Annotated in this window: 15 protein-coding genes, 1 tRNA gene and 2 pseudogenes; 7 read left to right on the top strand and 11 right to left on the bottom strand. The window is 50.1% G+C overall.

Features of this window, described 5'->3' with window-relative positions; all coding sequences use genetic code 11:
• Positions 1-42: 42 nt before the first annotated feature.
• The 3 genes from ygeW to R2I50_RS07590 form a co-directional block, all read right to left on the bottom strand.
• Positions 43-1,236 carry a knotted carbamoyltransferase YgeW gene (ygeW, locus tag R2I50_RS07600; protein ID WP_316608549.1) on the bottom strand — a complete coding sequence of 398 codons (1,194 nt, stop codon included), beginning with the start codon at positions 1,234-1,236 and terminating at the stop codon, positions 43-45.
• 25 nt (positions 1,237-1,261) lie between these two features.
• On the bottom strand, positions 1,262-2,737 hold the full coding sequence (locus tag R2I50_RS07595; RefSeq protein WP_316608548.1) for a pyridoxal-5-phosphate-dependent protein subunit beta: 1,476 nt from the start codon (positions 2,735-2,737) through the stop codon (positions 1,262-1,264).
• Positions 2,738-2,860: 123 nt separating this feature from the next.
• Positions 2,861-3,511 carry a helix-turn-helix transcriptional regulator gene (locus tag R2I50_RS07590; RefSeq protein WP_316608547.1) on the bottom strand — a complete coding sequence of 217 codons (651 nt, stop codon included), beginning with the start codon at positions 3,509-3,511 and terminating at the stop codon, positions 2,861-2,863.
• Between the two features lie 325 nt (positions 3,512-3,836).
• On the opposite strand from R2I50_RS07590, the gene R2I50_RS07585 reads away from it, so the two are divergent.
• The 3 genes from R2I50_RS07585 to thrC all read left to right on the top strand — a co-directional run bounded on the left by R2I50_RS07585 (position 3,837) and on the right by thrC (position 7,216).
• Positions 3,837-4,679, top strand: coding sequence for a PHP domain-containing protein (locus tag R2I50_RS07585; protein WP_316608546.1), 843 nt, complete (start codon positions 3,837-3,839; stop codon positions 4,677-4,679).
• A gap of 107 nt (positions 4,680-4,786) precedes the next feature.
• Positions 4,787-5,986 carry a YgeY family selenium metabolism-linked hydrolase gene (locus R2I50_RS07580; RefSeq protein ID WP_316608557.1) on the top strand — a complete coding sequence of 400 codons (1,200 nt, stop codon included), beginning with the start codon at positions 4,787-4,789 and terminating at the stop codon, positions 5,984-5,986.
• Between the two features lie 3 nt (positions 5,987-5,989).
• Complete coding sequence (gene thrC, locus R2I50_RS07575) at positions 5,990-7,216, top strand: threonine synthase (RefSeq protein WP_316608545.1); 1,227 nt, start codon at positions 5,990-5,992, stop codon at positions 7,214-7,216.
• A 79-nt stretch (positions 7,217-7,295) separates the two neighbouring features.
• Here the strand turns inward: thrC and R2I50_RS07570 are convergent, their stop codons facing one another.
• The 3 genes from R2I50_RS07570 to R2I50_RS07560 form a co-directional block, all read right to left on the bottom strand.
• Positions 7,296-8,207, bottom strand: a complete 912-nt coding sequence (locus R2I50_RS07570) for a GNAT family N-acetyltransferase (RefSeq protein WP_316608544.1) — start codon at positions 8,205-8,207, stop codon at positions 7,296-7,298.
• A 24-nt stretch (positions 8,208-8,231) separates the two neighbouring features.
• A complete protein-coding gene (locus R2I50_RS07565) occupies positions 8,232-9,020 on the bottom strand; it encodes a class I SAM-dependent methyltransferase (RefSeq protein WP_316608543.1) in 789 nt (262 codons plus the stop codon).
• A 106-nt stretch (positions 9,021-9,126) separates the two neighbouring features.
• Complete coding sequence (locus R2I50_RS07560) at positions 9,127-10,341, bottom strand: hypothetical protein (protein ID WP_316608542.1); 1,215 nt, start codon at positions 10,339-10,341, stop codon at positions 9,127-9,129.
• 432 nt (positions 10,342-10,773) lie between these two features.
• Here R2I50_RS07560 and R2I50_RS07555 point away from each other — a divergent pair.
• The 3 genes and pseudogenes from R2I50_RS07555 (at position 10,774) to R2I50_RS07545 (ending at position 13,577) form a co-directional block, all read left to right on the top strand.
• A tRNA-Pro gene (locus R2I50_RS07555) sits at positions 10,774-10,849 on the top strand.
• A gap of 77 nt (positions 10,850-10,926) precedes the next feature.
• A pseudogene (locus tag R2I50_RS07550) lies at positions 10,927-12,995 on the top strand (AAA family ATPase); the annotation flags it as partial.
• Between the two features lie 228 nt (positions 12,996-13,223).
• A complete protein-coding gene (locus R2I50_RS07545) occupies positions 13,224-13,577 on the top strand; it encodes a S24 family peptidase (RefSeq protein ID WP_316608556.1) in 354 nt (117 codons plus the stop codon).
• Positions 13,578-13,660: 83 nt separating this feature from the next.
• On the opposite strand, the gene R2I50_RS07540 is transcribed toward R2I50_RS07545, so the two are convergent.
• The 4 genes from R2I50_RS07540 to R2I50_RS07525 form a co-directional block, all read right to left on the bottom strand.
• Complete coding sequence (locus tag R2I50_RS07540) at positions 13,661-15,340, bottom strand: GTPase (RefSeq protein ID WP_316608541.1); 1,680 nt, start codon at positions 15,338-15,340, stop codon at positions 13,661-13,663.
• A 9-nt stretch (positions 15,341-15,349) separates the two neighbouring features.
• Complete coding sequence (locus R2I50_RS07535; protein WP_316608540.1) at positions 15,350-17,455, bottom strand: GTPase; 2,106 nt, start codon at positions 17,453-17,455, stop codon at positions 15,350-15,352.
• A gap of 188 nt (positions 17,456-17,643) precedes the next feature.
• Entirely contained in the window at positions 17,644-19,092 is a 1,449-nt protein-coding gene (locus R2I50_RS07530) for a site-specific integrase (RefSeq protein WP_316608539.1), read from the bottom strand.
• Positions 19,076-20,227 carry a site-specific integrase gene (locus R2I50_RS07525; RefSeq protein ID WP_316608538.1) on the bottom strand — a complete coding sequence of 384 codons (1,152 nt, stop codon included), beginning with the start codon at positions 20,225-20,227 and terminating at the stop codon, positions 19,076-19,078. Before R2I50_RS07525 ends, R2I50_RS07530 begins: the two co-directional genes overlap by 17 nt.
• A 182-nt stretch (positions 20,228-20,409) precedes the next feature.
• Between R2I50_RS07525 and R2I50_RS07520 the strand changes: the two genes are divergently transcribed.
• Positions 20,410-21,519 (top strand): dockerin type I repeat-containing protein, encoded by a 1,110-nt coding sequence (locus R2I50_RS07520; RefSeq protein WP_316608537.1) that lies wholly within the window; start codon positions 20,410-20,412, stop codon positions 21,517-21,519.
• Positions 21,520-21,586: 67 nt separating this feature from the next.
• Here the strand turns inward: R2I50_RS07520 and R2I50_RS07515 are convergent.
• Positions 21,587-22,472: pseudogene (locus R2I50_RS07515) on the bottom strand (hypothetical protein); the annotation flags it as partial.

Genomic DNA, 22,472 nt, shown 5'->3' with positions numbered 1-22,472 from the left:
TTCCCGACGCCATTCACCATTATTCATTCACCATTCACCAAATCAATACTCTTTTCTGCTCCGTGCTCTCGCTTCCAGCTCCTCCAGCGCCTTTGCGGGATCCTTGACCTTCGCGAGGAAGATCATCGCCGCGATGACGTATGGCTTGTAGGAAGCCTCCTTATACAGCGGCGCGCGGTAACGGTCGAACACGCTCGCGGCGACCTCGCCCGCCTTGCAGGAAACGTCGGTGATATCGGCGGGCAGACAGTGCAGATACAGCGCCTTGCCGTCCTTCGTCAGCGACATCATCTCCTCGGTACACTCCCAGTCCTTGTGGAGCGCGTTCTCGGCGAGGAGCTCTTGCTCCAGTTTATCGATGCCGTCGAAATCGCCCTTGCCGTAGAGGTCGGTGCGCCTCTCCATCGCCGAGAAGGACGCCCAGCTCTTGGGATAGACGATATCGGCGTCGCGGAACGCCTCTTTCATATCGTTGGTCTTTTTAAAGCTGCCGCCGTTCTTCGCGGCGTTCTCACGGGCGATCGCCTCGACCTCGGGCATCACGTCGTAGCCCTCGGGGTGAGCGAGCACGACGTCCATCCCGAAGCGGGTGAACAGACCGATCACGCCCTGGGGGACGGACAGCGGCTTGCCGTAGCTCGGCGAATACGCCCAAGTCATGGCGACCTTCTTGCCCTTGAGATTCTCGACGCCGCCGAAGTAGTGGATGACGTGGTCGAGGTCGGCGAGGGTCTGGGTCGGATGGTCGATGTCGCACTGCAGATTCACGAGCGTCGGCTTCTGCTCCAGAACGCCGTCCTCGAAGCCCTCCTTCAGCGCGTCGCTGACCTTCTTCTGGTAAGTATGACCCTTACCGATGTACATATCGTCGCGAATGCCGACGACGTCAGCCATGAAGCTGATCATGTTCGCGGTCTCGCGGACGGTCTCGCCGTGAGCAATCTGGCTCTTGCCCTCGTCCAGATCCTGTACCTCCAGACCCAGCAGATTGCAGGCGGAGGCGAAGGAGAAGCGGGTACGGGTGGAATTGTCGCGGAAGTTGTTGATTCCTAAGCCCGAATCAAAGATTTTCGTGGAAATATTCCTCTCCCTGAGGTCGCGGAGGGCGTCGGCGACCGCAAAGACCGCGGCGATCTCGTCGTCGGTCTTGTCCCATGTCAGGAAGAAGTCGTTCTCGTACATGTTCTCGATATGCAAGCCGCGCAGCTTGGCGGCAAATTCAGCAGTTTTGCTCATGGTATGCTCCTTTTTCTTGCTTCCCTTAGGAAAGGGAGCCTTTTTGTACTTCCCTGTTGAATGCCTCGATATACTCGTCGAGCTGAGCCGCCTGCTTATGCACGGCGTCCCAGGTACCCTCGGAATCGTACCACAGCGCGTCGAGCTCCTCGACCGTCCTGCCCTGCTGTTCAATCCAGGTATAGTACTTGAGGTTATGGATACGCTTGCGATCCTTATAGCCGAGCTCGAGCATGTTGTCGTCCTTGAGGGCGAGGATATGCAGGTTGTGGTCGAGCTCCGCGGCGGTCTCGGAGTAGTCGCCGTACATCTCGGAGAGCTCCTCGATACGGCTCTGATACATCACGGCGCTGTCGGTCAGTACGGTGCCGACGATATCGTGCTCGGTCAGCTCGTAGTACTTCGCCATCTTGATACAGCAGAGGACGTTGGCGATGCCGCTGATGCCGAGGTAGGAGAGGGTCTCGACGAACTCGGCGTCCAGACCGACGGTCTTGATCAGGTACTGCTTACCCGCGTCGGTATTGAACAGGCGCAGCAGGCGCTGGCTGTCCTCGTCGTCGATATCGATGACCATATCGGTGTTTTTGACGTTATGGATCCACGGGATATGCTTGTCGCCGATACCCTCGATACGATGGCCGCCGAAGCCGTTGTCGAGAATGGTCGAGCACTGGAGCGCCTCGCCGACAGCGAGCTTCAAGCCGGGATACTGCTCCTTCAGATAATCGCCGGCGCTCATGGTACCCGCCGAGCCGGAGGTGAAGCATGCGCCTGCGAAGCGGTCGCCCTCGCTCTTGATCGCCTCGAAGGCGTCCTTCAAGGCGTAGCCGGTGACGTTGTAGTGCCACAGCGGATTGCCCATCTCTTCAAACTGGTTGAAGATCATGACGTCGGGGCGCTGACGCAGCTCCCACGTCTTATCGAAGATCTCTTTTACATTACTCTCACAGCCGGGGGTCGCGATGACCTCGCCGGCGATCTTGCTGAGCCACTCAAAGCGTTCGCGGCTCATCTCGGCGGGGAGGATCGCGATACTGTCACAGGACAGGAGCTTCGAGTTGAACGCGCCGCCGCGGCAGTAGTTGCCGGTAGACGGCCACACCGCCTTATGTACGGTCGTATCGAACTGACCGGTCACCAGACGGGGCGCGAGGCATCCGAAAGACGCGCCGACCTTATGGCAGCCCGTGGGGAACCACTTGCCGACCATCGCGAAGATACGTGCCTTCACGCCGGTAAGGGCGGAGGGCAGCTCGATGACGTTCGGGCTCTTGCGGAAGAGTCCTCCGCTCTCCTTAGGCTCGTTCTTCCAGGTGATACGGAACAGGTTGACCGGGTCGACGTCCCAGAGTCCGGTCTTCTTCAGCTTCTCGCGGATATTCTCGGGGATGAGCTCGGGATTCTGCATCTGCCTGATGGTAGGGATGATGATGCCGTTCTCACGCGCTTTCTCGATATTGTGCCGTAAGCCTTCTTTGTTGACGGTAAAATCAATCATGTCAATTCCTCCTGAGTATTGGTGAATGGTGAATGGTGAATAGTGATGGGAGGGCTTCGCCCTCACCCTTCTATAGTGATTTTAAAAAATACATCAGTTCATCAGCCGTCCTTGATTCTTCATTCACGGATTCTGTTCTTTATCTGTTTCATCGATGTACGAATACAGGGTGAACTTCGAGATACCGAAGTAGCGGGCGATCTTATCGCCGGATTTTGTGATCAGCAGAGCGCCCTTGCTGTTCAGATAGCGGATGGCGCGCTGTTTATCCTCCTTATTCATCAGCGAGACGGGCTTGCCGATCAGCTCGGTCGACTTCCATAAGAGCTCGTCGAGCAGCTCCTCGACATGCGGGGTGATCTTCTCGGGCTCGTCGGCTACCGACGGAGAGGTCAGCTCGCTCAAGGCGGCGGAAGCCACGCTCAGCGCGGTGATATCGTGGTTGATCGAGAAGATCGCGACCGCCTTGCCCTTCTCGCCGCGAATGAACACGGTAGACGACTTGAGCACCTTGCCGTCGGAGGTCTTGGTAAAATAGCCGATCCGATCCTCACGGCTCTCATGTGCGCCGGTCAGCTCCTCGAGCACGACCGCCGAGGCGCCGTCGCCGACCTTACGTCCGGTCACATCGCCGTTCTCGATATAGATGATCGAGCTGTCGGCGGCGTTCTCACCGGTCAGGTCATGCACCGCGACCTCACAGTTCCTGCCGTAATGCAGGGCTACCGCGTGCGCCAGGGCGCACAGGCTTTTCTTCAACTGTTCATCAAGCATGGTATCACCTTCTTTTGATGGGTTGCGATCGTCGTAGGGCGAAAAATCGATAAAAAATATTTTGGTCAGCTAATAATTATTTATATTGTAAACCATTACGCCGTAATTATCAATGCTTTCAGGGCAATTTTTCAGCAAATTTCACAAATATTTTTGAAAAATCAGGCAGATTGAACTTTTATTATTTTATGATAAGTGGTATAATGACCATATCCGGTTATTATACAGATTTATATACAGATTTATATGCCCGCCCGGTTTGTCGCTTTGCGACAACGGGCGATGGCTGATTATACCATAGAATGATATCAAAGGAGTCCGAGCTATGAAAACCTGCGATCTGCATACCCACTCCGTCTACTCCGACGGCACCTTCACTCCGGCGGAGCTGATCGATGAAGCGATCGGCGCGGGGCTGAGCGCGCTCGCGATGACGGATCACAATACCGTATCGGGACTTCACGACTTTACCTCCGCCGCACAGGGCAAGCCGATTGACATTGTCCCCGGGATCGAGTTCACCACCGCCTACGAGGGTACCGAGCTGCATATCCTCGGGCTGTTCATCCCGCCGGAAAGTCACGGCAGGATCAACGATTACCTCGACCGCGCCTCCACCCTCAAGGAGGAGAGCAACTACAAGCTGGTCAAGAAGCTCCGCGAACGCGGCTACGACATCACCTACGTCGAGATCCTCGAGAATTCCAAGGGTCACGTCAACCGCGCGAATATCGCCGCCGAGCTGGTCAAGAAGGGCTATCTCTCGAGCATCAGCGAGGGCTTCGACACCATCCTACACAAGGATTACGGGCTGTACGAGCCGCCCGAGAGGCTGTCGAGCCTCGATACCATCCGCTTCATCCGCTCGATCGGCGCGGTCGCGGTATGGGCGCATCCGTACATCCACATGAACTTCGATCAGGCGGACGCCTTCCTCCCCCACGCGATCGACGCGGGCTTACAAGGCATGGAGGTGCTGTACAGTATGTACGATGAGGAAACGACCGAGAAGGCGAAGAAGGTATGCGAGCGATTCGGCTTACAGGCAAGCGGCGGCAGCGATTTCCACGGCGCGAACAAGCCGAAGATCGCGCTCGGCAAGGGCTACGGCAACCTCTCCATCCCCTACGAATATTACGAGAGGCTCCGCGAGCTGAAAAGCTCCTAAAAATTTGTCAGAAAACCGAAAATTTTATTTGACAGCACTCCTTACCGGTGTATAATAGAAGTAAGGGAAATAACCCTGTCGAACACGCAAAAGGAGGAATCGACATGATGAATTATGAGGCTATCAAAAAGGCTGCCGAAGGCTACGAGAAGGACATGACCGCTTTCCTGCGCGAGCTGATCGCGATACCGAGCGAGAGCGCCGAGGAGGAGGGCGTCGCGAAGCGCATCGTCGCCGAGATGGAGAAGCTTGGCTTCGATGAGGCGTTCACCGACCCGATGGGCAACGTCCATGGCGTGATGGGTACGGGCGAGAAGATCATCGCCTTTGACGGTCATATCGACACCGTCGGACTCGGCGAGCTCTCGAACTGGAAGTTCGACCCCTATAAGGGCTACGAGACCGATACCGAGATCGGCGGACGCGGTTCCTCCGACCAGACAGGCGGCGTCGTATCCGCCGTTTACGGCGCGAAGATCATGAAGGATCTCGGGCTGATCCCCGACGGCTACAGGGTGCTGGTCACCGGTACCGTTCAGGAGGAGGACTGCGACGGCTTATGCTGGCAGTACATCCACAACGAGATGGACATCACCCCCGAGTTCGTCGTCATCACCGAGCCGACCGACAAGGGCATCTACCGCGGTCAGCGCGGTCGTATGGAGATACGCGTCGAGGTCAAGGGCGTATCCTGCCACGGCTCCGCTCCCGAGCGCGGCGATAACGCGATCTACAAGATGGCTGAGATCGTGCTCGACGTCAAGGCGCTCAACGAACGCCTGCACTATGACCCCTTCCTCGGCAAGGGTACCGTTACGGTATCTCAGCAGTTCTACAACTCCCCCTCCCGCTGTGCGGTCGCGGACTTCGCGGCGATCTCGCTCGACCGCCGTCTGACTCACGGCGAGACCTGGGAATCCGCGCTCGAAGAGGTTCGCGCGCTGCCCTCCGTACAGAAGTACGGCGCAGAGGTCAGCATGTACACCTATGAGCGTCCCTCGTGGACGGGGCTCGTCTATCCGACCGAGTGCTTCTTCCCCACCTGGGTCATCCCCGAGGATCATCCCGCGTGCAAGGCGATGGTCGCCTCTCACAAGGGCATGTACGGCGAGCCGAGAGTCGACAAGTGGACCTTCTCGACCAACGGCGTCTCCATCATGGGCCGCTACGGCATCCCGTGCATCGGCTTCGGCCCCGGCGCCGAAGCGCAGGCTCACGCGCCCAACGAGATCACCTGGAAAGAGGACCTCGTCCGCTGTGCCGCCGTGTACGCCGCTGTTCCGATGAATTATGCCGAAGAGAAATAAGCCATGAAAAACGTCATCAACTGCAGATGCGTCAAATGCGGGCGCGAGTACCCCGCAAAGCCGGATATCACCGCCTGTGAATGCGGCGGTATCCTCGACGTGATCTACGACTACGAATATATCAAAACAAAGCTCAATAAAGAAGTGCTGAAAAAACGCACCGAGTCTACCATGTGGCGCTACCGCGAGCTGCTGCCGATCGAGGAGGAAACCGAGCCGGCGGGGCTGAGGGTCGGGATGTCGCCGCTGTATGAGGCACCCGCTGTCGCCGCCGATCTCGGCATCGGGAAGCTGTACATCAAGGACGACGGCGTGAATCCCACCGCGTCCCTCAAGGATCGCGCCTCGGCGATGGCGGTCACCAAGGCGATCGAGGCGGGCTATGACACCATCGCCTGCTCCTCCACCGGCAACGCCGCCTCTTCCCTCGCGGGCAACGCCGCCAAGGCGGGGCTGAAAACCTATATCTTCGTCCCCGCAAGAGCGCCGAAGGGTAAGATCGCCCAGCTCATGATGTTCGGCGCGAACCTCACCGCCGTTGACGGCAGCTACGAGGAGACCTTTGAGCTATCAAAGGCGGCGATCGACAAGTACGGCTGGTACAACCGCAACGCCGCCATCAACCCCTATCTCGGCGAGGGCAAAAAGACCGTCGCGCACGAGATATGCGAACAGCTCGACTTTATCGCGCCCGACTACGTCGCGGTATCCGTCGGCGACGGCTGTACCGTGGCGGGTGTGTACAAGGGGCTGTACGACATGTACATGGTCGGACTCATCGACAAGCTCCCGCGCATCATCAGCGTACAGGCGGAGGGCTGCTGCCCGATCAACACCGCCGTCATGAGCGGAGAGCCGTGGCAGCCGCAGGAGGAGAACACCTACGCAGACAGCATCGCCGTAGGCGTGCCGCGCAATCCCGATAAGGCGATCAACGCCATCAAGGACAGCGACGGTATCTGCGTGAATGTCAGCGACGACGAGATCCGCGCCGCCCAGCGGTATCTGGCGAAGAAGACCGGCGTGTTCGGCGAGCCTGCGGGCGTTACCGCGACGGCGGGGCTGTTGAAGCTCAGCCGCGAAGGCAGGCTGCCGAAGGACGCGACGATCGTATCCATCGTCACCGGCAACGGTCTCAAGGATATCGACTCGGCGATCAAGTCCGTCGGCGAGCCCGTACACTGCAAAAACGACCTGAGCGAGTTTGAAAGCAAATTCGGTCTATTTTAATACTAAATCCACATGAAATAAGTCTGCCTTTTGGTATATAAAAGCGACGTTCCGGGGTCATACTCCGGAACGCCGCTTTTTATATCGCTAATGTTTTGATCTCGATGCCGAGCACACCGTATTTTGCCTGTTGCGCAGGTGAATAATACAGCTCCATATCCTCCGGCTTCGCGTCGGCGATATCCCGATCAGTATAGCCGCATTTCAGTAGCGGTAATGCGCGGTACAATTCGGCGAATGAATCGAAACGATGCAGCCTGACGACCTCAGCCGAAAGCTTTTCTCCCGTTTCGGTCTGCGTAAACTCGATCCGATCGCCCACCTTGATGTCCCGCCGCTTTTCATCATTCAGCCGCAGCTCTATCGTCTTTTGACCGCTGCGTATCATGGAAAAGGGCTCGGGATGCAGCTTCATCGCATGCTTCATGCTGTCATCCTTCCCGTAATCCTCCTTAAGGATCGCGTAGCGGGCTACGTCGCAGATTCCCTGCATGTTCCGCCCCGCCTGACGGGACGTGCCCTCGTATTGAAGGCCGCATTTCTTCATCACGTCTCCCGAATGAGGATTACGCGGGTCGTGCGTGGCTGTGATGCGATTCACGCCGACTTCATCAAAGAGGAATCGGATCACCCGGGAGAACGCCTCGGTCATGATCCCCTTGTGCCACCACGCAAAGCCGAGACAATAGCCGATCTCGACCTCTGAGATATTCTCCCTCAGGCTGACGGCGCCGATCGACCCGATGGGCTCGCCCGTTTCTTTCCACACGATCTTCCAGTCGTAAAAATCCGCTTTCTCCTGACTGTCGAGCAGATACCGGTGATAGGTCGTTTTCAGCTGTTCGGCGCTCTCGTACGGCGCCCATGTCAGGTAGCGCGTCACCCGCTCGTCGTTCGCCCAGTTACGGAACATCGGCTTATAATCGGTCTCGAGCGTCTTTCTTAAAATCAGCCTTTCGGTCTCCAAGGTCTTTGTTCCGAGATGATTCATCGTATCAGTCCTTTCCGTCAATCATTATTTGAGCACCCGATAGAGCTCGATGTGGATTTGGTGCTTCAGTCGCAGGGGCTCGCCGTACTTCTCGAGCATCGAGCGGTATTCGTGCTCGAACGCCCGTATTCTGTCCTCGGGAAGGCTTGCGCCGACGCCGCGGCAGGTTTTGATTCTGCCGAGCCACCCTTCCTTGGTAAACTCAAGCATCGCGTTGTAGGAATGGATGGTCTCGATCTCGAAGCGTCCCTGCGCCCATGCAGGATAGCTGTAATCGTAGGTCTTGAAACCGCCGCCGTTCCATGCGGGATTATACGACAGGACGAGCCGCTCCATTTCGGCGATGACCTCATCCTCATAGGGCAGCCAGTCCATGAAGATCTTGCAGAAGTGCCCGTCGGGTCTTAACACACGCCTGATCTCCCGAGCCGCCTTCTCCGCGTCGAAATACTGAAAGCACTGCACCGCCGTCACGACGTCGAAGCTGTTGTCGGCAAAACCCGTATCCTCAGCAGCGCAGACCTTGAAACGGATGTTATCGATCCCCCGCTCCCTTACCCGCCGTTCGCCGACCTTCACCTGTTCGGCGGAGATATCCGTCGCGGTAAAGATCGCTCCCGTGCGGCTGAGGCGGACGGGCAGAACAGCCGTGCCGCTGCCGAGGTCGAGGATCTGCTGACCCTCTCTGCCGATCCCCAGCATGACGAGCTTATCGTACATGCTCTGCGGGTAGATATCGCGAAACGTCGCGTAATCGGCGGAAACCCTGCCGAAATCGAAATCACGCTCCCGATCGATGCCGTTTATCTTCATTCCGTCGCCTCCTCTGTTCGACTTTTCGCTGATTATAACACAGTATTTCAAACGAAACAATATTCTTATGATAAAAAAAGCGGACGAGCTGACCCGTCCGCCGTCATTATTTCTTTTTACCGCCGCCGAAAAGCTTCCTGATCTTACCGAACAGCTTCTTGAACCACTTCTTCAGCTTCTTGAACAGGTTCTTGAAGAAGTCGCCGGTATGGTTCACGGCGATCTGCGAATAAGCGTTCACCGTGCTCGCCATGCGCTGCATGGCGGTACGCTCCTCGGTAGGCTCCTTGAAGTAGGTATCGAAGTAATCGGAACCGTCGTCGATGCCGTCGCCTCCGTCCTCAAAGAACGCCACGCCCTTGTTGGGATCGCGGTCGCGCACCTTGATGTCGTAGCCCGCCATCTCGTCAGCCGCCGCGCGCGAGGTAAATTCCTCGTCGTCACGATAGCCGAGCGATTCCTCAAAGGACATCTGCCACGCTTCCTCAGGCTCGGCGCTCTCATCCGCGTCGATCTTACCGAAGGTCATGCCGGATGACGCGGCATGTCTGCGCCTGCGCTCCTCCATCTTGCGCTTCTGCGCGTCGTTGCGGCGCTTGTAAAGGATCGAGACCGCTACGGAAATCACGACCAAAAGCCCTACCCACAGCAGCAGCCGCCACCAGTCGAACTTAGGTCCGGACTCGGAACGCTTGATGTTGTCGAAGCTCAGCGAATTCGCCGCAGCCGCCAGAACCTTCGCCTCATCCGTCGTGATCGGTTCCTTCTCCTTCTGCAGGACAAGGTCGATCTGCAGTCCGTTGACGATGGTATTGCTCTGGTTCAGATAAACGCTGTCGTCGCCCGACTTGAGCTCACGCTCCGAATCGATGAAGATGATGTTATTATGCTTGACCTCCACTGCGGAACTCACGCTCTCGTCAGCCGCCAGCGCGTCGGAGATCGACTTGCGCTGCGCCGCGTTAAGGTCGGCATAGTTGTTGACTGCCTCACTGCTCTCGTTCTTCGTTACAGTCAGACTGATCTGGTATGTATTCTCGGGTTCGTAAGCACGCAGGTAAATACTCGCCGCATGGAACGCCGTCATAGTCTGGTCATAATCCAGACCCGTCGCCTCAAAAACAGGATCGGTACGGTTGGTATCGCGGGTAATGACGTTGAACTCCTTCGGGAACTTGACCGACATGCCGAAATCGCTGAAGGTATAGGTTGCGTCCAACGCCGCCGCAGGCAGCACAAAACAGCAGATCGCTACGACGACAGCACAAATAATCGCCGCAAGCCTCAGCCAACGCACGCGCATATATACCCTCCTCTGCATGTAATCCCCACCGATACTCCTACCGGCGATCTACGCAGTCCAAACGGCTCTGATACCGCTTGCAGCCCGCTTCAACAAGCCCCTCAGCTTATTGCAAAAAGTATTATATCCCTTTTTTTGACAAAAGACAATAGGTTTTTTCGTGTTGACAATATTTTTTTCTTCGGTTATAATAGTCATGTTCACCGAGTCCGAGCAGCGATGTGCGCCATTACGCACCGCCGCCGTTTGTCCGAAATATATAAAACAGAATACCGGGGTGTAGCGCAGTTGGTAGCGCGCCTGCTTTGGGAGTAAGGAGCTTTTACCGACTTTTCCGCCGAACGGCTCCGAATATTCGCTTAAACAGTGGGTTCTTTCAAGAGTTCAAGTTCGGCAAAACTTCGCTTGACCACAACGATGACCACAAACAGAACAGTTTCATAAAAATTTCGGGGTGTAGCGCAGTTGGTAGCGCGCCTGCTTTGGGAGCAGGATGTCGGGGGTTCAAATCCCTTCACTCCGACCAAATGCGGCTATGACCGCACACAAACAGCCGCAGGGTTTATTTCCTGCGGCTGTTTTTAAGCTTATAGGAGGATAATAATGTATCAACTACGCAAAATAAAGGAGTTAAATGGATACCGTTTTTTTCAGAGATTTAAATGGGATGAGAGCAATTGCAAGCTTTTTGCGGAGAACAACATTATCTATGGATGGAACGGAAGCGGAAAAACTACTCTATGTGATTTTCTCAAAGCACTTGTGGACCAAACAGCATTAAGTGACGAGATTCGTTTTTCGTTATTATTTGAAGACACTGATAGTCATGAATTCAAACCAATCAATAAGAATCAGTTAGAAACCATTCCTTATAGAATTTGCGTTTTTCACCATAATTATATACGAGATAATATTTCAGCAGTTGATCATGTAAAGCATATTTTTTCCGTAGGCAAAGAGCAAACTGATAGAATAATTGAGGTTAAAGAACTAAAGGAAGAAGTTAGAAAACAAAGTTCTCGGTTAAAGAGTTTACAGAACGATTTATCTGCCAAAAAGGGTGAATTTGAAAAATTTAAAGCCGAAAAAGCAAAACTTATCAAAGATACTGTAAGCTATAATAGTTCCTATAACAAAAACAAGTTCTATGATTCATTTAAAAAGCTGAAAGATAAACAAACTTTAACTGAAGAAGAATATAAAAGAGTTCTCTCCTCTGTACATGCCGAAAAACGTGAACCTATTAATACTATTCGTGCTGATTTCATTCAATCCACTGTTGAAGGGTATGTTAGTGATATTCTATCCGAAACTCCCACCAACAAAACAATCGATTCTTTAAAAAATGACTATGAACAAAGCAAATGGCTTGAACAGGGGTTATCTCTCCACGCACAACGCCAATCAAATATTTGTCTATTTTGCGGTAATCAGATATCTAATCAGCGATTTGATCAATTACGCGCACACTTTAATAAATCTTACAAAGACCTTTGTGACAGAATAGATAATACTATCAATCTACTGAATAATAAGATTAACGAGTTTGAAATTTCAAAAACCAGCTTACCTGATAGTGCATTATTCTATCCTGAACTGAAAGGTGAGTACATTTTGCTTCAATCCAACGCTATTGAGATTTGTGACAAATACATTAATGCAATACTACAGATTATTGAAATACTAAAAAACAAAAAAAGTGATATAATAAACCTTTCATATTTAAACGTATTTGCAATGTGCGTTAATGAATTATCATTTGACTATTCCGTTTTCAATAAAATAAATGATATCATTAAAAAGCATAATGAAATAACAGAAAGATTCCAAGAAAGCATCCGTGAAGCTCAGCATAAAATTGAAATTCATTACCTTTCCAACTTTTCGGACAGCATAATTACATTTGAAGAAGAAATAGAAAAAAGGGAAAAGAAATAGACGTACTGAATAATAGTATCATTTCTTCGACACAAGGTATCATAAAACTGGAGCAAGAAATCAAAAATTCTCAAATTTCTGCTGATGAGATAAACAAAGATATTGCGTTCATAATGGGACGATCAGAGTTGGTATTCGAGAACACAGATTTAGGATACAAGATTACCAGAAACGGAAAAAGAGCTACTAACCTCAGCACCGGAGAAGAAAATGCCATCGCTCTAATATACTTCTTTAACTCTCTGTTAGACGTAGATTCAGACATTAATAATACAATAATTGTTTTAGATGATCCGATTTCAAGTTTTGATTCCAATTTCTATTACAATGCAATCAGTTATATAAAAGAGAAATCCGACCTAGCAGGTCAAACCTTTGTTTTCACACACAAGTTTTCTCTTTATAAAGACTATTCATTAATGTTTAAAGATAATACGAATCGCTATACAATTAAACGTGTTCAAAATGCTCCCCAGCTCGTTAACGAGGACAGCCTCATCAACCAATTTCACGATGAATATGCTTATTTATTTAAAAAAATATACGATTTCGTAAAAGATCCGCCCAAAAACACGACTGACTATTTACAATACCCAAATATGGCTCGTCGATTATTAGAAGCATTTTTAACTTTTAAACTTCCATATCCCAGCGGTAACCGCACTATGATTGATAAAGTTCTCGAGATAGAAAAAGATAATAATACTGCAGCAGGTAGGGCGGTATTAAGATTACTGAATAACCGTTCTCATCTGAGAATTATTACAGACAACGATAATTCGGATGATATTGATACAATAGTAGCACTTCCTGATATTCTGCTAAATCTACTCGAATTTATAAAACTTCATGATGAAACGCACTATAATACTTTGGCCGCTCTATGTGATCCACTTTACCAAGAAGAGGGAAAAGCTGTAGAAATAATACGTCCTAAGACTTTTAAAGTTTCTTTATACAAAATGGCGGCTTCTGCAGGATACGGTGACTATCTGGATAACAATCTCATTTCAGATGAATTTGAGGTTAATAACCCAAACTGTTCTTTCGCAGTAAAAATATCCGGAGATAGTATGGAACCAGATATTTGTGATGGTTCAATCGCATTAGTGAAAGAATGTGAGGAGATTCCAAACGCCCATAAGGGAATAGCTTGGTATAAAGGTGTATGTTACTGCAAAAAAGTCGTACAGACCAAAAACGGAGTGTTACTTGTTTCCACCAATCAAAAGTACCCCAATATAGAAATTATAGATTATGATGAATATCATTTATTTGGTGAGGTAATCGACGTTATGCCTTCAATAGATGAATAAAATATCGTACTCTGTATTTCGACCAAAACAGCCGTCAAGTTTGGTGCTTGACGGCTGTTTTCATTGTTAAGGCAAGGTAAATTTTACATATTATGAATATCGTGTATAAGGGTTTGACATTCCCTTTGAAGTAATTCCATTTTATTACATACAGCACTTCGATTTGAACGAGACTCGCGAATATCTCGAATCTTATTATCCAAATCCGAAATAGGCTCTGCCAGAGATTTCTCAATTGAATTCTGAACAAAACCGCGGCCGAAATCTTCCAGTTCATTTGCTGCCGAGTTAAATTGGCTTCTGATATTTTGGCGGTTGTTTCTCATATCTATACGGATCCGATCGGTGTCAACATCTTCTTTTATCTGCATAAAAACATTTAAACCTACACCGACGATGCCAAGAATATGTCCTCCTACTGCAACCCCTTTTGCAATTTTTACGGCCTGCCAAGGTTTGAACTTATAGCCGATCATCTTTCCTGCTTTCAAAACAATATCATGAACATTTCCACCTGCGAAATTCGCAAGTTTCAAACCTCCTTCAGCTCCGGCCTTATACGCGTTATTCACCAGAGCTTGTCCTGCCTTCTGTATTTCGGGTACGGCTGCACCAAACATTTTTTTGACATTTTCAGGAAGACCGTCAAATTTGCCGCTCAAACGCATTTTCAATTCTCTTGAAAAAACTGAGTTTTCCATTTCTTCAATTTCCTGACCCATTGCAGTCAATCTCGTTTCAATCAATAACGCGGCATCCTGCTGACACTTTTCTATTATCTCATTTGATTGACGCACATTATTTTCAAGTTCAAACTCAACTTCTTCTTTTTTACACCCCTCATATATGAGATTAGCGGATTCAAGCCCTAGATTACGAACTTCGGACGCAGCATTAGAAAAGATATCTTTCACTTCCTGCTCTATCCTTACGCGTGCATCTACAAAAACATGACGTTGCTGTAAATAGTTCTCCTCCAGTGCATCTATATCCGCATCAGATGACTTCGGTCTCAGCTCTTCAATCGCCTTCTCTAACTTTTTATCAAGAATGTAAAGTCCGGTCGTCAGTTTAGCGGAAAGACTTTTTTCAGAAACAAAGTGATTTAATATCTCAATAAAGTGAGAGAATCCGCTTCTTTCCACCAGTTCATTCACTATTTCAGGGTCATCTTCATCGTCCGTTTCGAGATAGGATTCCGCATCAAGAAAGCATAGATTCAATTGTTCGGGAGAATAAGGAGCAAGAACATCTCGCAGATCTTCACGAATAATATCCTGCTGTTCTTTCGTATTTCCTTCTGAGGTTCTCTCCATTTTGTTGACTACCAGTATCATTTCTCCCGCCTTGTCTTTTTCAATAGCGAGATTTCTGAAATGTTCTGCCAAAAAAGAATCGAACAGCTCATTGGTAACAACATATACGATCATATCCGCACCGGCAAAAGCTCTGTAGGATATTTCGTCATGATCATAGCGGATTCCTGTTCCGATACCGGGGGTGTCGATTACTTCCATCCCGCTCCATTCATAGGTGTGGACATCCTGTGTTGTAATACCGGCACCGACGGAAATATCCGAACGTCCCGTCAACATCTTAATGATAGACGACTTACCGGCGCTGTACTGTCCTGCAAAAGCCAGTCTGATGATATCTGTGTCTTCATCAGATTCCGTAAAATCCATATTCGCCTCTTCAAAAAGCTGTTTTGTCCGCTCCTTTAATTCTTCGCCTTTTTTTGAATACTCTGCAATGATAAACATAATGTCACCTCATTCATCGGTTATCGCTATCTGAGTTAATTGCTGTGCCATTCTGATTTTGTTCTTCAGATAAGGAGATCCGTTCTCTGTTTTTATATGAGCAACTCCGATCTTTTCCTCGATAGAAACAGATCTTATGTCTGCTTCATTCCCTATCACTCTTGAAATCATTATCTCTTTTTTATCGGCACGATCTATTGTGCTGATTCTCTCTGACATCAACTCTGCCATCTGTTTCGTTAGGTCTTCAGAAAATGTTCTATCGTTATCTAAGCATAAGATATTTTCGGTTCCGGGAATACGTGCAACGCTCATTATACTGTATTCCGAATCCTCAACACCGATAAACCTCATCGCTTCCGATGCTGTTTTGTAATTCAGATCCAACAAATGATCATTCAGTTTCCACGCAAGTTCTCTTTGAGTATCCGCCAAACGAAATACGACTGAATCAATTCTGCTCATTTCCATGATAAGAGCATCCATCCTCTTTGTAATCAGAGCATCCAGATAATCATTGCTGTCCTTGTTGATCTTATCACATACCTTATTTACATTTTCCTGCAATTTCCTTTCAAGCCGTTTTCTTGCCTCATGTTCTTTTTTGGAACGCTTAGAGAAAAAGATATCTCCTACAACTGCAACGCCTGCAACCAAACCCGCAGCAACGCCGAGAGGTGCCACTGCCGCAGTTGCTCCAAACAGCCCTGCTATAGCGGCTGCTATGGATAATCCTCCTCCTATTAAAACTGCCGCCCAATTCCATATCTTCTTTTCATCAATAATATGATTCATACGAAGCGTCTTGTCCGCACTGACAGCGGAGATATAATTCAATTCGCTCGTTATTTCTCTGGATACCTCCATGATCTTGCTGTTGCATCTCTCTTCAAGCTCAAATAACAGATCCTGACATTGTCCGCTGACATCGTGCTGTCTTATGACACGATTCCATGCTTTATCCGCCTTAGAATCATCATAATGCTCCTCCGCAAATGCAGCTATCTCGGAATTCAACTGACTTCGAATGTTAATCAGCAATGATTCGATGCGCTTTTTTCCGTCACGATGAAAGTCTTTTTTCCATTGATTCAGCTGTCTTTTTTTTGAAAGGATAATGCGGCCCTGTTGACTATTCAGCAAGCTCTGATCAAGAAGGCTTTCCATGGATCTAAGGATCGGAACAGAGATAGAATCAAGGAAAGTCTTTTCTCTGTAAAAAGCTCCTTTTTCTCTGACCTGTTCAATTATCATATTTTTCAGGTCGTCGATCCGACTGACGGTATTCAAGCCATCTGCCAGATCACGATCTTTTGTTTGCTGTGCCAAATAAGCCGCTTTCAAATGAACATATACAAACGGTACAGAATCCCAATCCTGACCGAGTTGCTGACCATACTGTAAAAACTGGCGGCGTATCACGTCAAGACGTTCGGTGTCAAAACGCTTATTGATGTCCCTGATGATGAGTTTCTGATTCTTTCCTTCGGGCATTGCAACTTTGACATTCATCAAACATATCATTGGTTTTCCGAGATCAACGAGTCTTCCGAAACATTCCGCTTCTACAGCCTGAGGTGCATCATCCGTTATCAGGAAAAGAATTAGATCAGATCTTTTTGCTGCTTCGTACGCAACGTTCTCGTCATCTTCGCCACCAAAAGCACCTACCCCGGGAACGTCTGTTATCTCCAGATCTTTCCAGATGTAAGTTCTGATATCACGAGTTGTTCTTTGAGCCCCTTTTCCGATCGATGCACCGTCTCCGTGTGTAAGGATCTCCATCAGAGTTGACTTCCCTGCCATTGTTCTTCCAAATAATGTTATGGAGAACTTGGATAGTTTTTCATGAAGGTTTTGTAAATCTTCAGTAAAGGCAAAAGAAACTGTATCGAAGGAGTTGCTTATTTCTGTTAATTGGTCGGAGAGCATTTCTGTTGCACCCGAAAAATAACACTGAGAAGTCTGAAACTCTATCAGTGTATTCTTAATCTCTTCCTTCGCTTCAGCTAAGGTATTCTTTAATTCCCTATGCTGTTTCGTTGCGATTCTATATCCGGCAGAAGCGCTTTTTTTACACTCTTTTAATACAGCGTTTAAATCATGCTTTTTCATGTGCCCCACCTCAGGAACAAACCATACTGATTGTTAATCTGCTATACAAGGGTTTATTCATTGTTTTTCAACTAATATGTTCAATTATATCATATTATTGTTTTGCTATGTATACAAAACTCTTCTATGATTTTTAGACACAATGCATAAGTGATATACATAATCACAATGTATTGATTGAAATGCACTTATTGTTTCGATGAATTCTGTTGCTCCTTTTCCGCCTTGATCCTCGCTTTTACCTCTTCGATCATGGCGTTGAGCTTTTGCTCACACTCCTCGTAGGTTTGGGCGTAGACGTTGTGGGGTTCGCGCTCGCCTTGCGCGTTGGTGGGCGTATAGCGTCCCTCGTAGAGGTGATCGTTCAGCTTGTAGATACCGCCGGTTCCCGATCGGCGGTATTTTCTTTTATAGGGCTTGAACGGCTTTAGCCTTTCCCGCTTTTCGGGCTCGGGGAGCTTTGCTTCATGCTCTTCGAACGCGTCGCTCGTACCGATACCGCCCTCGATCTTCTCGGCTGCTTTCTTCTCCATCTCGCTCGTGATGTGGCTGTAGGTGTTGAGCGTGGTCGCGACAGAGGAATGGCCGATAATCATCGACACCGTTTTGACGTCCATGCCGTACTCGAGGGCGTAGGTAGCGAAGGTGTGTCTGAGATCATGGAAGCGCACGCCTGTGATACCTGCGTGTTCCATCACGTTGATGACCTTTTTGCGAAGCGATTTCGGATCGCGCGGTTTCGCGCCGTTCCTCGGCGAGGGGAAGATCCACGGCGAGTCGGTCTTTTCTTTCAGCTCCCGCATGACCTGCAGAACAGTATCGGGCAGGTAAACCGTCCGCTTGCTCTCCTTCGTCTTGAGCGAGGATTCCTCAAGCCCATTTTCGGTACGGATGATCTGTCGGCTGATGCGGAGCGCACCCGTGGAGAAATTGAGGTCGTCCCATTTCAGACCGCAGAGCTCTCCGCGCCTGACGCCTGTGCTCAGCTCGAGCAGGACGATCTCATACGCGCCGTCTTCCTTTGCCTGTAACAGCAGATTTCTGAACTGCTCATGTGTGAGGATGTGTATCTCTGCCTGTTTCTTCGGCGGGAGCTTGGTACCTTTCGCGGGATTGGAACGCAGGAGCTTCTGCTCTGTCGCTTTCCTCAGGGCGGAGCTGATGATGATCCCCATCTTGCGGACAGAGGCATCAGACATTCCCGCGCCGAATACATCGCGCAGGGTGAGCCTGCCGTTTTTCTTCTCGTTGCTGAGGAAGGTCTGGATATCCTCCTGGGTGAGCTTTGAGAGCGGGATCTCCCCTATCTGCGGATTGATGTGCTGATAGATGAAGGTCTCATACTGCGCGTGTGTGCCCGGCTTTGACTTTGGCTTGACATACAGCTTGTACCACATATCGAGCCAGTCGGCGAGCTTCATATCGGGTTTTGCCTGCCGTCTGGAGACGCCGATCGCGGGAGCGTGTTTCGTCCTTAATTCCTTGAGCTTCGTCTCACACGCGCGCTTGGAGCGTGCCGTTACGGTCTTGGTGATTGCCTTATCCTTTTCATCGTAGCCGATGATGATACGCCCTTCCCATCTGCCGTCTTTTCTCAGCCGGAGGGTTCCTTCGCCGTCCTTACGTTTCTTCGCCATCTTCTTCTCCTCCCGTTAAGTCATCGAGAAAGCTCCCGACGATGTCCTTCGCTCTCTGGTGCATATCGCTGGTGACATGGGTATAGGTATCGAGCGTGAAGCTCGGATCGGTGTGTCCGAGGATGCCCGACAGCGTTTTCGCGTCCACTCCGCTTGCCAGCGCGTGGGTAGCGAAGGTGTGTCTGAGATCGTGGAAGCGGATGTCGGGCAGGTCAGCCTTTTTCAGGATCGTCTTGAGTTTATGATAAGCGCTGTACGGCGCGACAGGCACGGCGTTGTCAAAGAAGTCGGGGAACACCCATTCGGAGGCGATCTTCTCACGGCGCCTTTTCAGCAGGTGGAGCGTGCCGGGCGGAAGCAGGATAGTGCGCTTGCCTGTGTTCGTTTTTGTCTCACCGACGAGCATAACTTTTGAGGTGCGCTTGGTGACGTTTCTGCGAACGCTCAGCCTGCCTGAATCAAAGTCGATGTCCTCCCATTTCAGACCGCAGATCTCTCCCCTGCGCAGTCCTGTTGTCGCTTCGGTATAGAAGAAGTCATACCAGAGCGGTTCTTCCGCGATTGCTTTCATGAAGCGGTCAAGCTCCGCTTCGGTGAGGATCTTCTTCGGCGCGTAGCCGGTCTTCGGAATCGCCACGCCGTCGCAGGGATTGGACGGGATCAGGTGCGCTCTGACGGCTGATTCGAGGATCTCATGCAGAAGCATGTGTATCTTGCGTACCGATGTATCGGACAAGCCTTTGCCTTTAGTGTGACGGCACCTTTGTCTGCCGTTTGCCTTCTCGTTCGCATAAAATCGGCGTATGTCTGAGCTCTTGATGAAGCGGATCACCTTCGTGCCGAGGTTCGGGATAATATGGCGGTAGACGACACCGCTGTATGCGCTTACCGTCCCCGGTCTCAGATTGGGCTTTGCGTAATCGTTCAGCCAGCGCTCGCACCATTCCTCGAGGGTCATGTCGCTCTTCTCGCTGAGATCGACGCCGTCGTACTCATCCTGTGCGCGGTGAATTCGGTCGACGAGCTCCTTCTGCGTTTTGGCGGTCAGGATCTGTCCGATGATGATGCGCCCTTCCCAGCGTCCGTCGACGCGCTTGCGGACGGTACCGTCTCCGCTCGGTCTGCGCTTTGCCATATGACAATCCCCCTTTCTAAGTCAAACAACATACCACATAACGATTGAAATATCCAGCTTTTTCATTGATAATGCAGGGTAAATTTTTCCGTCGGATTGCACGAATAATCTGTGCGTTTTTCTACTTGTAAAACCTCCTAACCTAAGCTAAAATACACCAAACCGTGAAGGAGGTTTCTGTTATGAAAATCAAATCTGTTTTGTCTTTATCGCTTTGTATGGCGATGATGATGTCTGTATCCGTCAGAGCCGAGAGTAGAATGTTAGGTGACGCCGATGGTGACGGTGAGATCACTATCACCGACGCAACGGTCATTCAGCGGTACACGGTCGGGATCCAAACGCCTGTCGCCGTTACTTCTTCTGTTGCCGACATTGATGGCGATCACGCCGTGACCGTGATGGACGCTTCACACCTGCAACGCCGGTTGGTGAATGTATCAGACAGCTATCCGATTTCGAAGCCCGTCTATGAACCGTCACCGACCGATCGGTATGTTACGGTCGAGGGCGTCACCTTCGATTTGAAGAAGGTTCCGTCGGAAGTCACGCTTGCCGATAAAAGCATTACCTTGATGCTCATACCAAAGTGCGAGATCGATCCGCACGATATCACGACAGTGGTCAATAACGGTCACTACATAAATCAAATTGACTACACCGACAGCCGTTTCAAGGAGAGTTACCTGATCGAAAAGGAGAACGGAATCCTTCACGGTTATGATTGTGAAGTGACCGACAGAGAGGATAATCCTCTCGCATATGTTTACGCTCACTGCAGAAGCGGACTGTACTTTCCTTTCCAGACGACAATCAGCTGTATCCGAGAAGCGCACGGAATCTTCCCGATCGAGCTGTATTACAAGGGCGAGCTGATCCGCCGAGTGAATGTCAATGTCGACGTTGATCGTGCTCCCGATGATATTGAAAAGACATTAAGTGTCGCTCGATCGGCAGAGAAAGCATGCTGGACTTCGTCCATGACCGACAGAGAAAAGATGAAAGCCTTCGCCGAATATATTCGGGATCACTATACATATGAACAGATCATGTGCGTTGAGGGAGCGGTTCTGACCGCCTTCGCCGCCAGAGATTTAGGCTTGGAATCCATGCTTCTCTATCCGGGCGGTGAAGCAACCCAGCACTGTGACCGCCATATCATTACATATAATCTGTATGCCAATACCGCCGTACCGGGCGGTCACTGTGCTTGCCTGGTCGAGTACGATGACTGCACCATGCGCTACGATGTGCAGGGTGAGTTGTGTATCATCAAGGAATATAAATATTAATAAATCCATAAGATTTGCCGTCCTTCGGGACGGCTTTTCTTTTTACACCCAGTTAATCCGGACAGCATTACATCGACTGACCCCAGCCCTGACCTTCCTCTTCATCAAAGTCTTCGTCATAATCGTCGCCGTATTTCTCTCTGAGATATGCTTCATAATCCTCTTGGATTTTCTCCTCGGACGGCACATGAACACGGCGGAGCTTGGTGGGCTTTTTATTCAGCAGGATGATATCAATGGTATCAAGGAGCGGTTCAAGCGAAAAGTTCTCGGTCGGCTCTTCCTCTTCTTTCTCAGAAGCTCCTCCCGGTTTCAATCCGTGGGCGAGCTTCTTTTCATTGATCTTCTGCTGTTCTTTCTTTTCTCCGCGAGCGGTTTTCTTATCAAGAGCGTCGAGCTTTTTTACGGAACTGTGCGCGATCTGCTTCGCAAGCTGAGATAATAATCCGCCGATGTTGCTGTAATTTTCGGTCGGCAACTGCGTGAAATCCATCTCCAAAGCCGCTTGGATCACGGCGTTTTTCAGCGAACGAAACGCGCTGTTATCCTCGAGAGGAACGTCGTCTTCCCGCAGACTGTCGTGGTACATACTCAGCTTCTGGCGGTTGACTTCACACCACTTTTGATACAGCTCTTTGATGCTCGGATCGTTGGCAAACTGAGCGACAGCATAGTCGACAAAGCGCTTCACTTTCTTCGGCAAATAACCGTAAACCTTCTTGCCTTTACAGCCGTCCAATTCCTTTTTAAGCCGTCCCAAAAGCGCAAGATAATACATCTGAAAAGGGCTTTCGGAGCGCAAAGTTTCTTCCAATAAATCGTTGACTTCGCTCTTCAAACGGTCGCGCAATTGAGTCTGATCCGTGAACATACGGAACATTTCACCGCGGAAAATATCGTTGGTGAGCACGCTGCGCATCTTCTCCATACCCTTCTTGCTGAGGTAGCCTTTG

The organism is uncultured Ruminococcus sp., assembly GCA_902785355.1.
Lineage (GTDB): Bacteria > Bacillota > Clostridia > Oscillospirales > Acutalibacteraceae > Ruminococcoides.
Note: the sequence above shows the minus strand (reverse complement) of the source record. Positions and strands in the feature narration are given on the sequence as shown.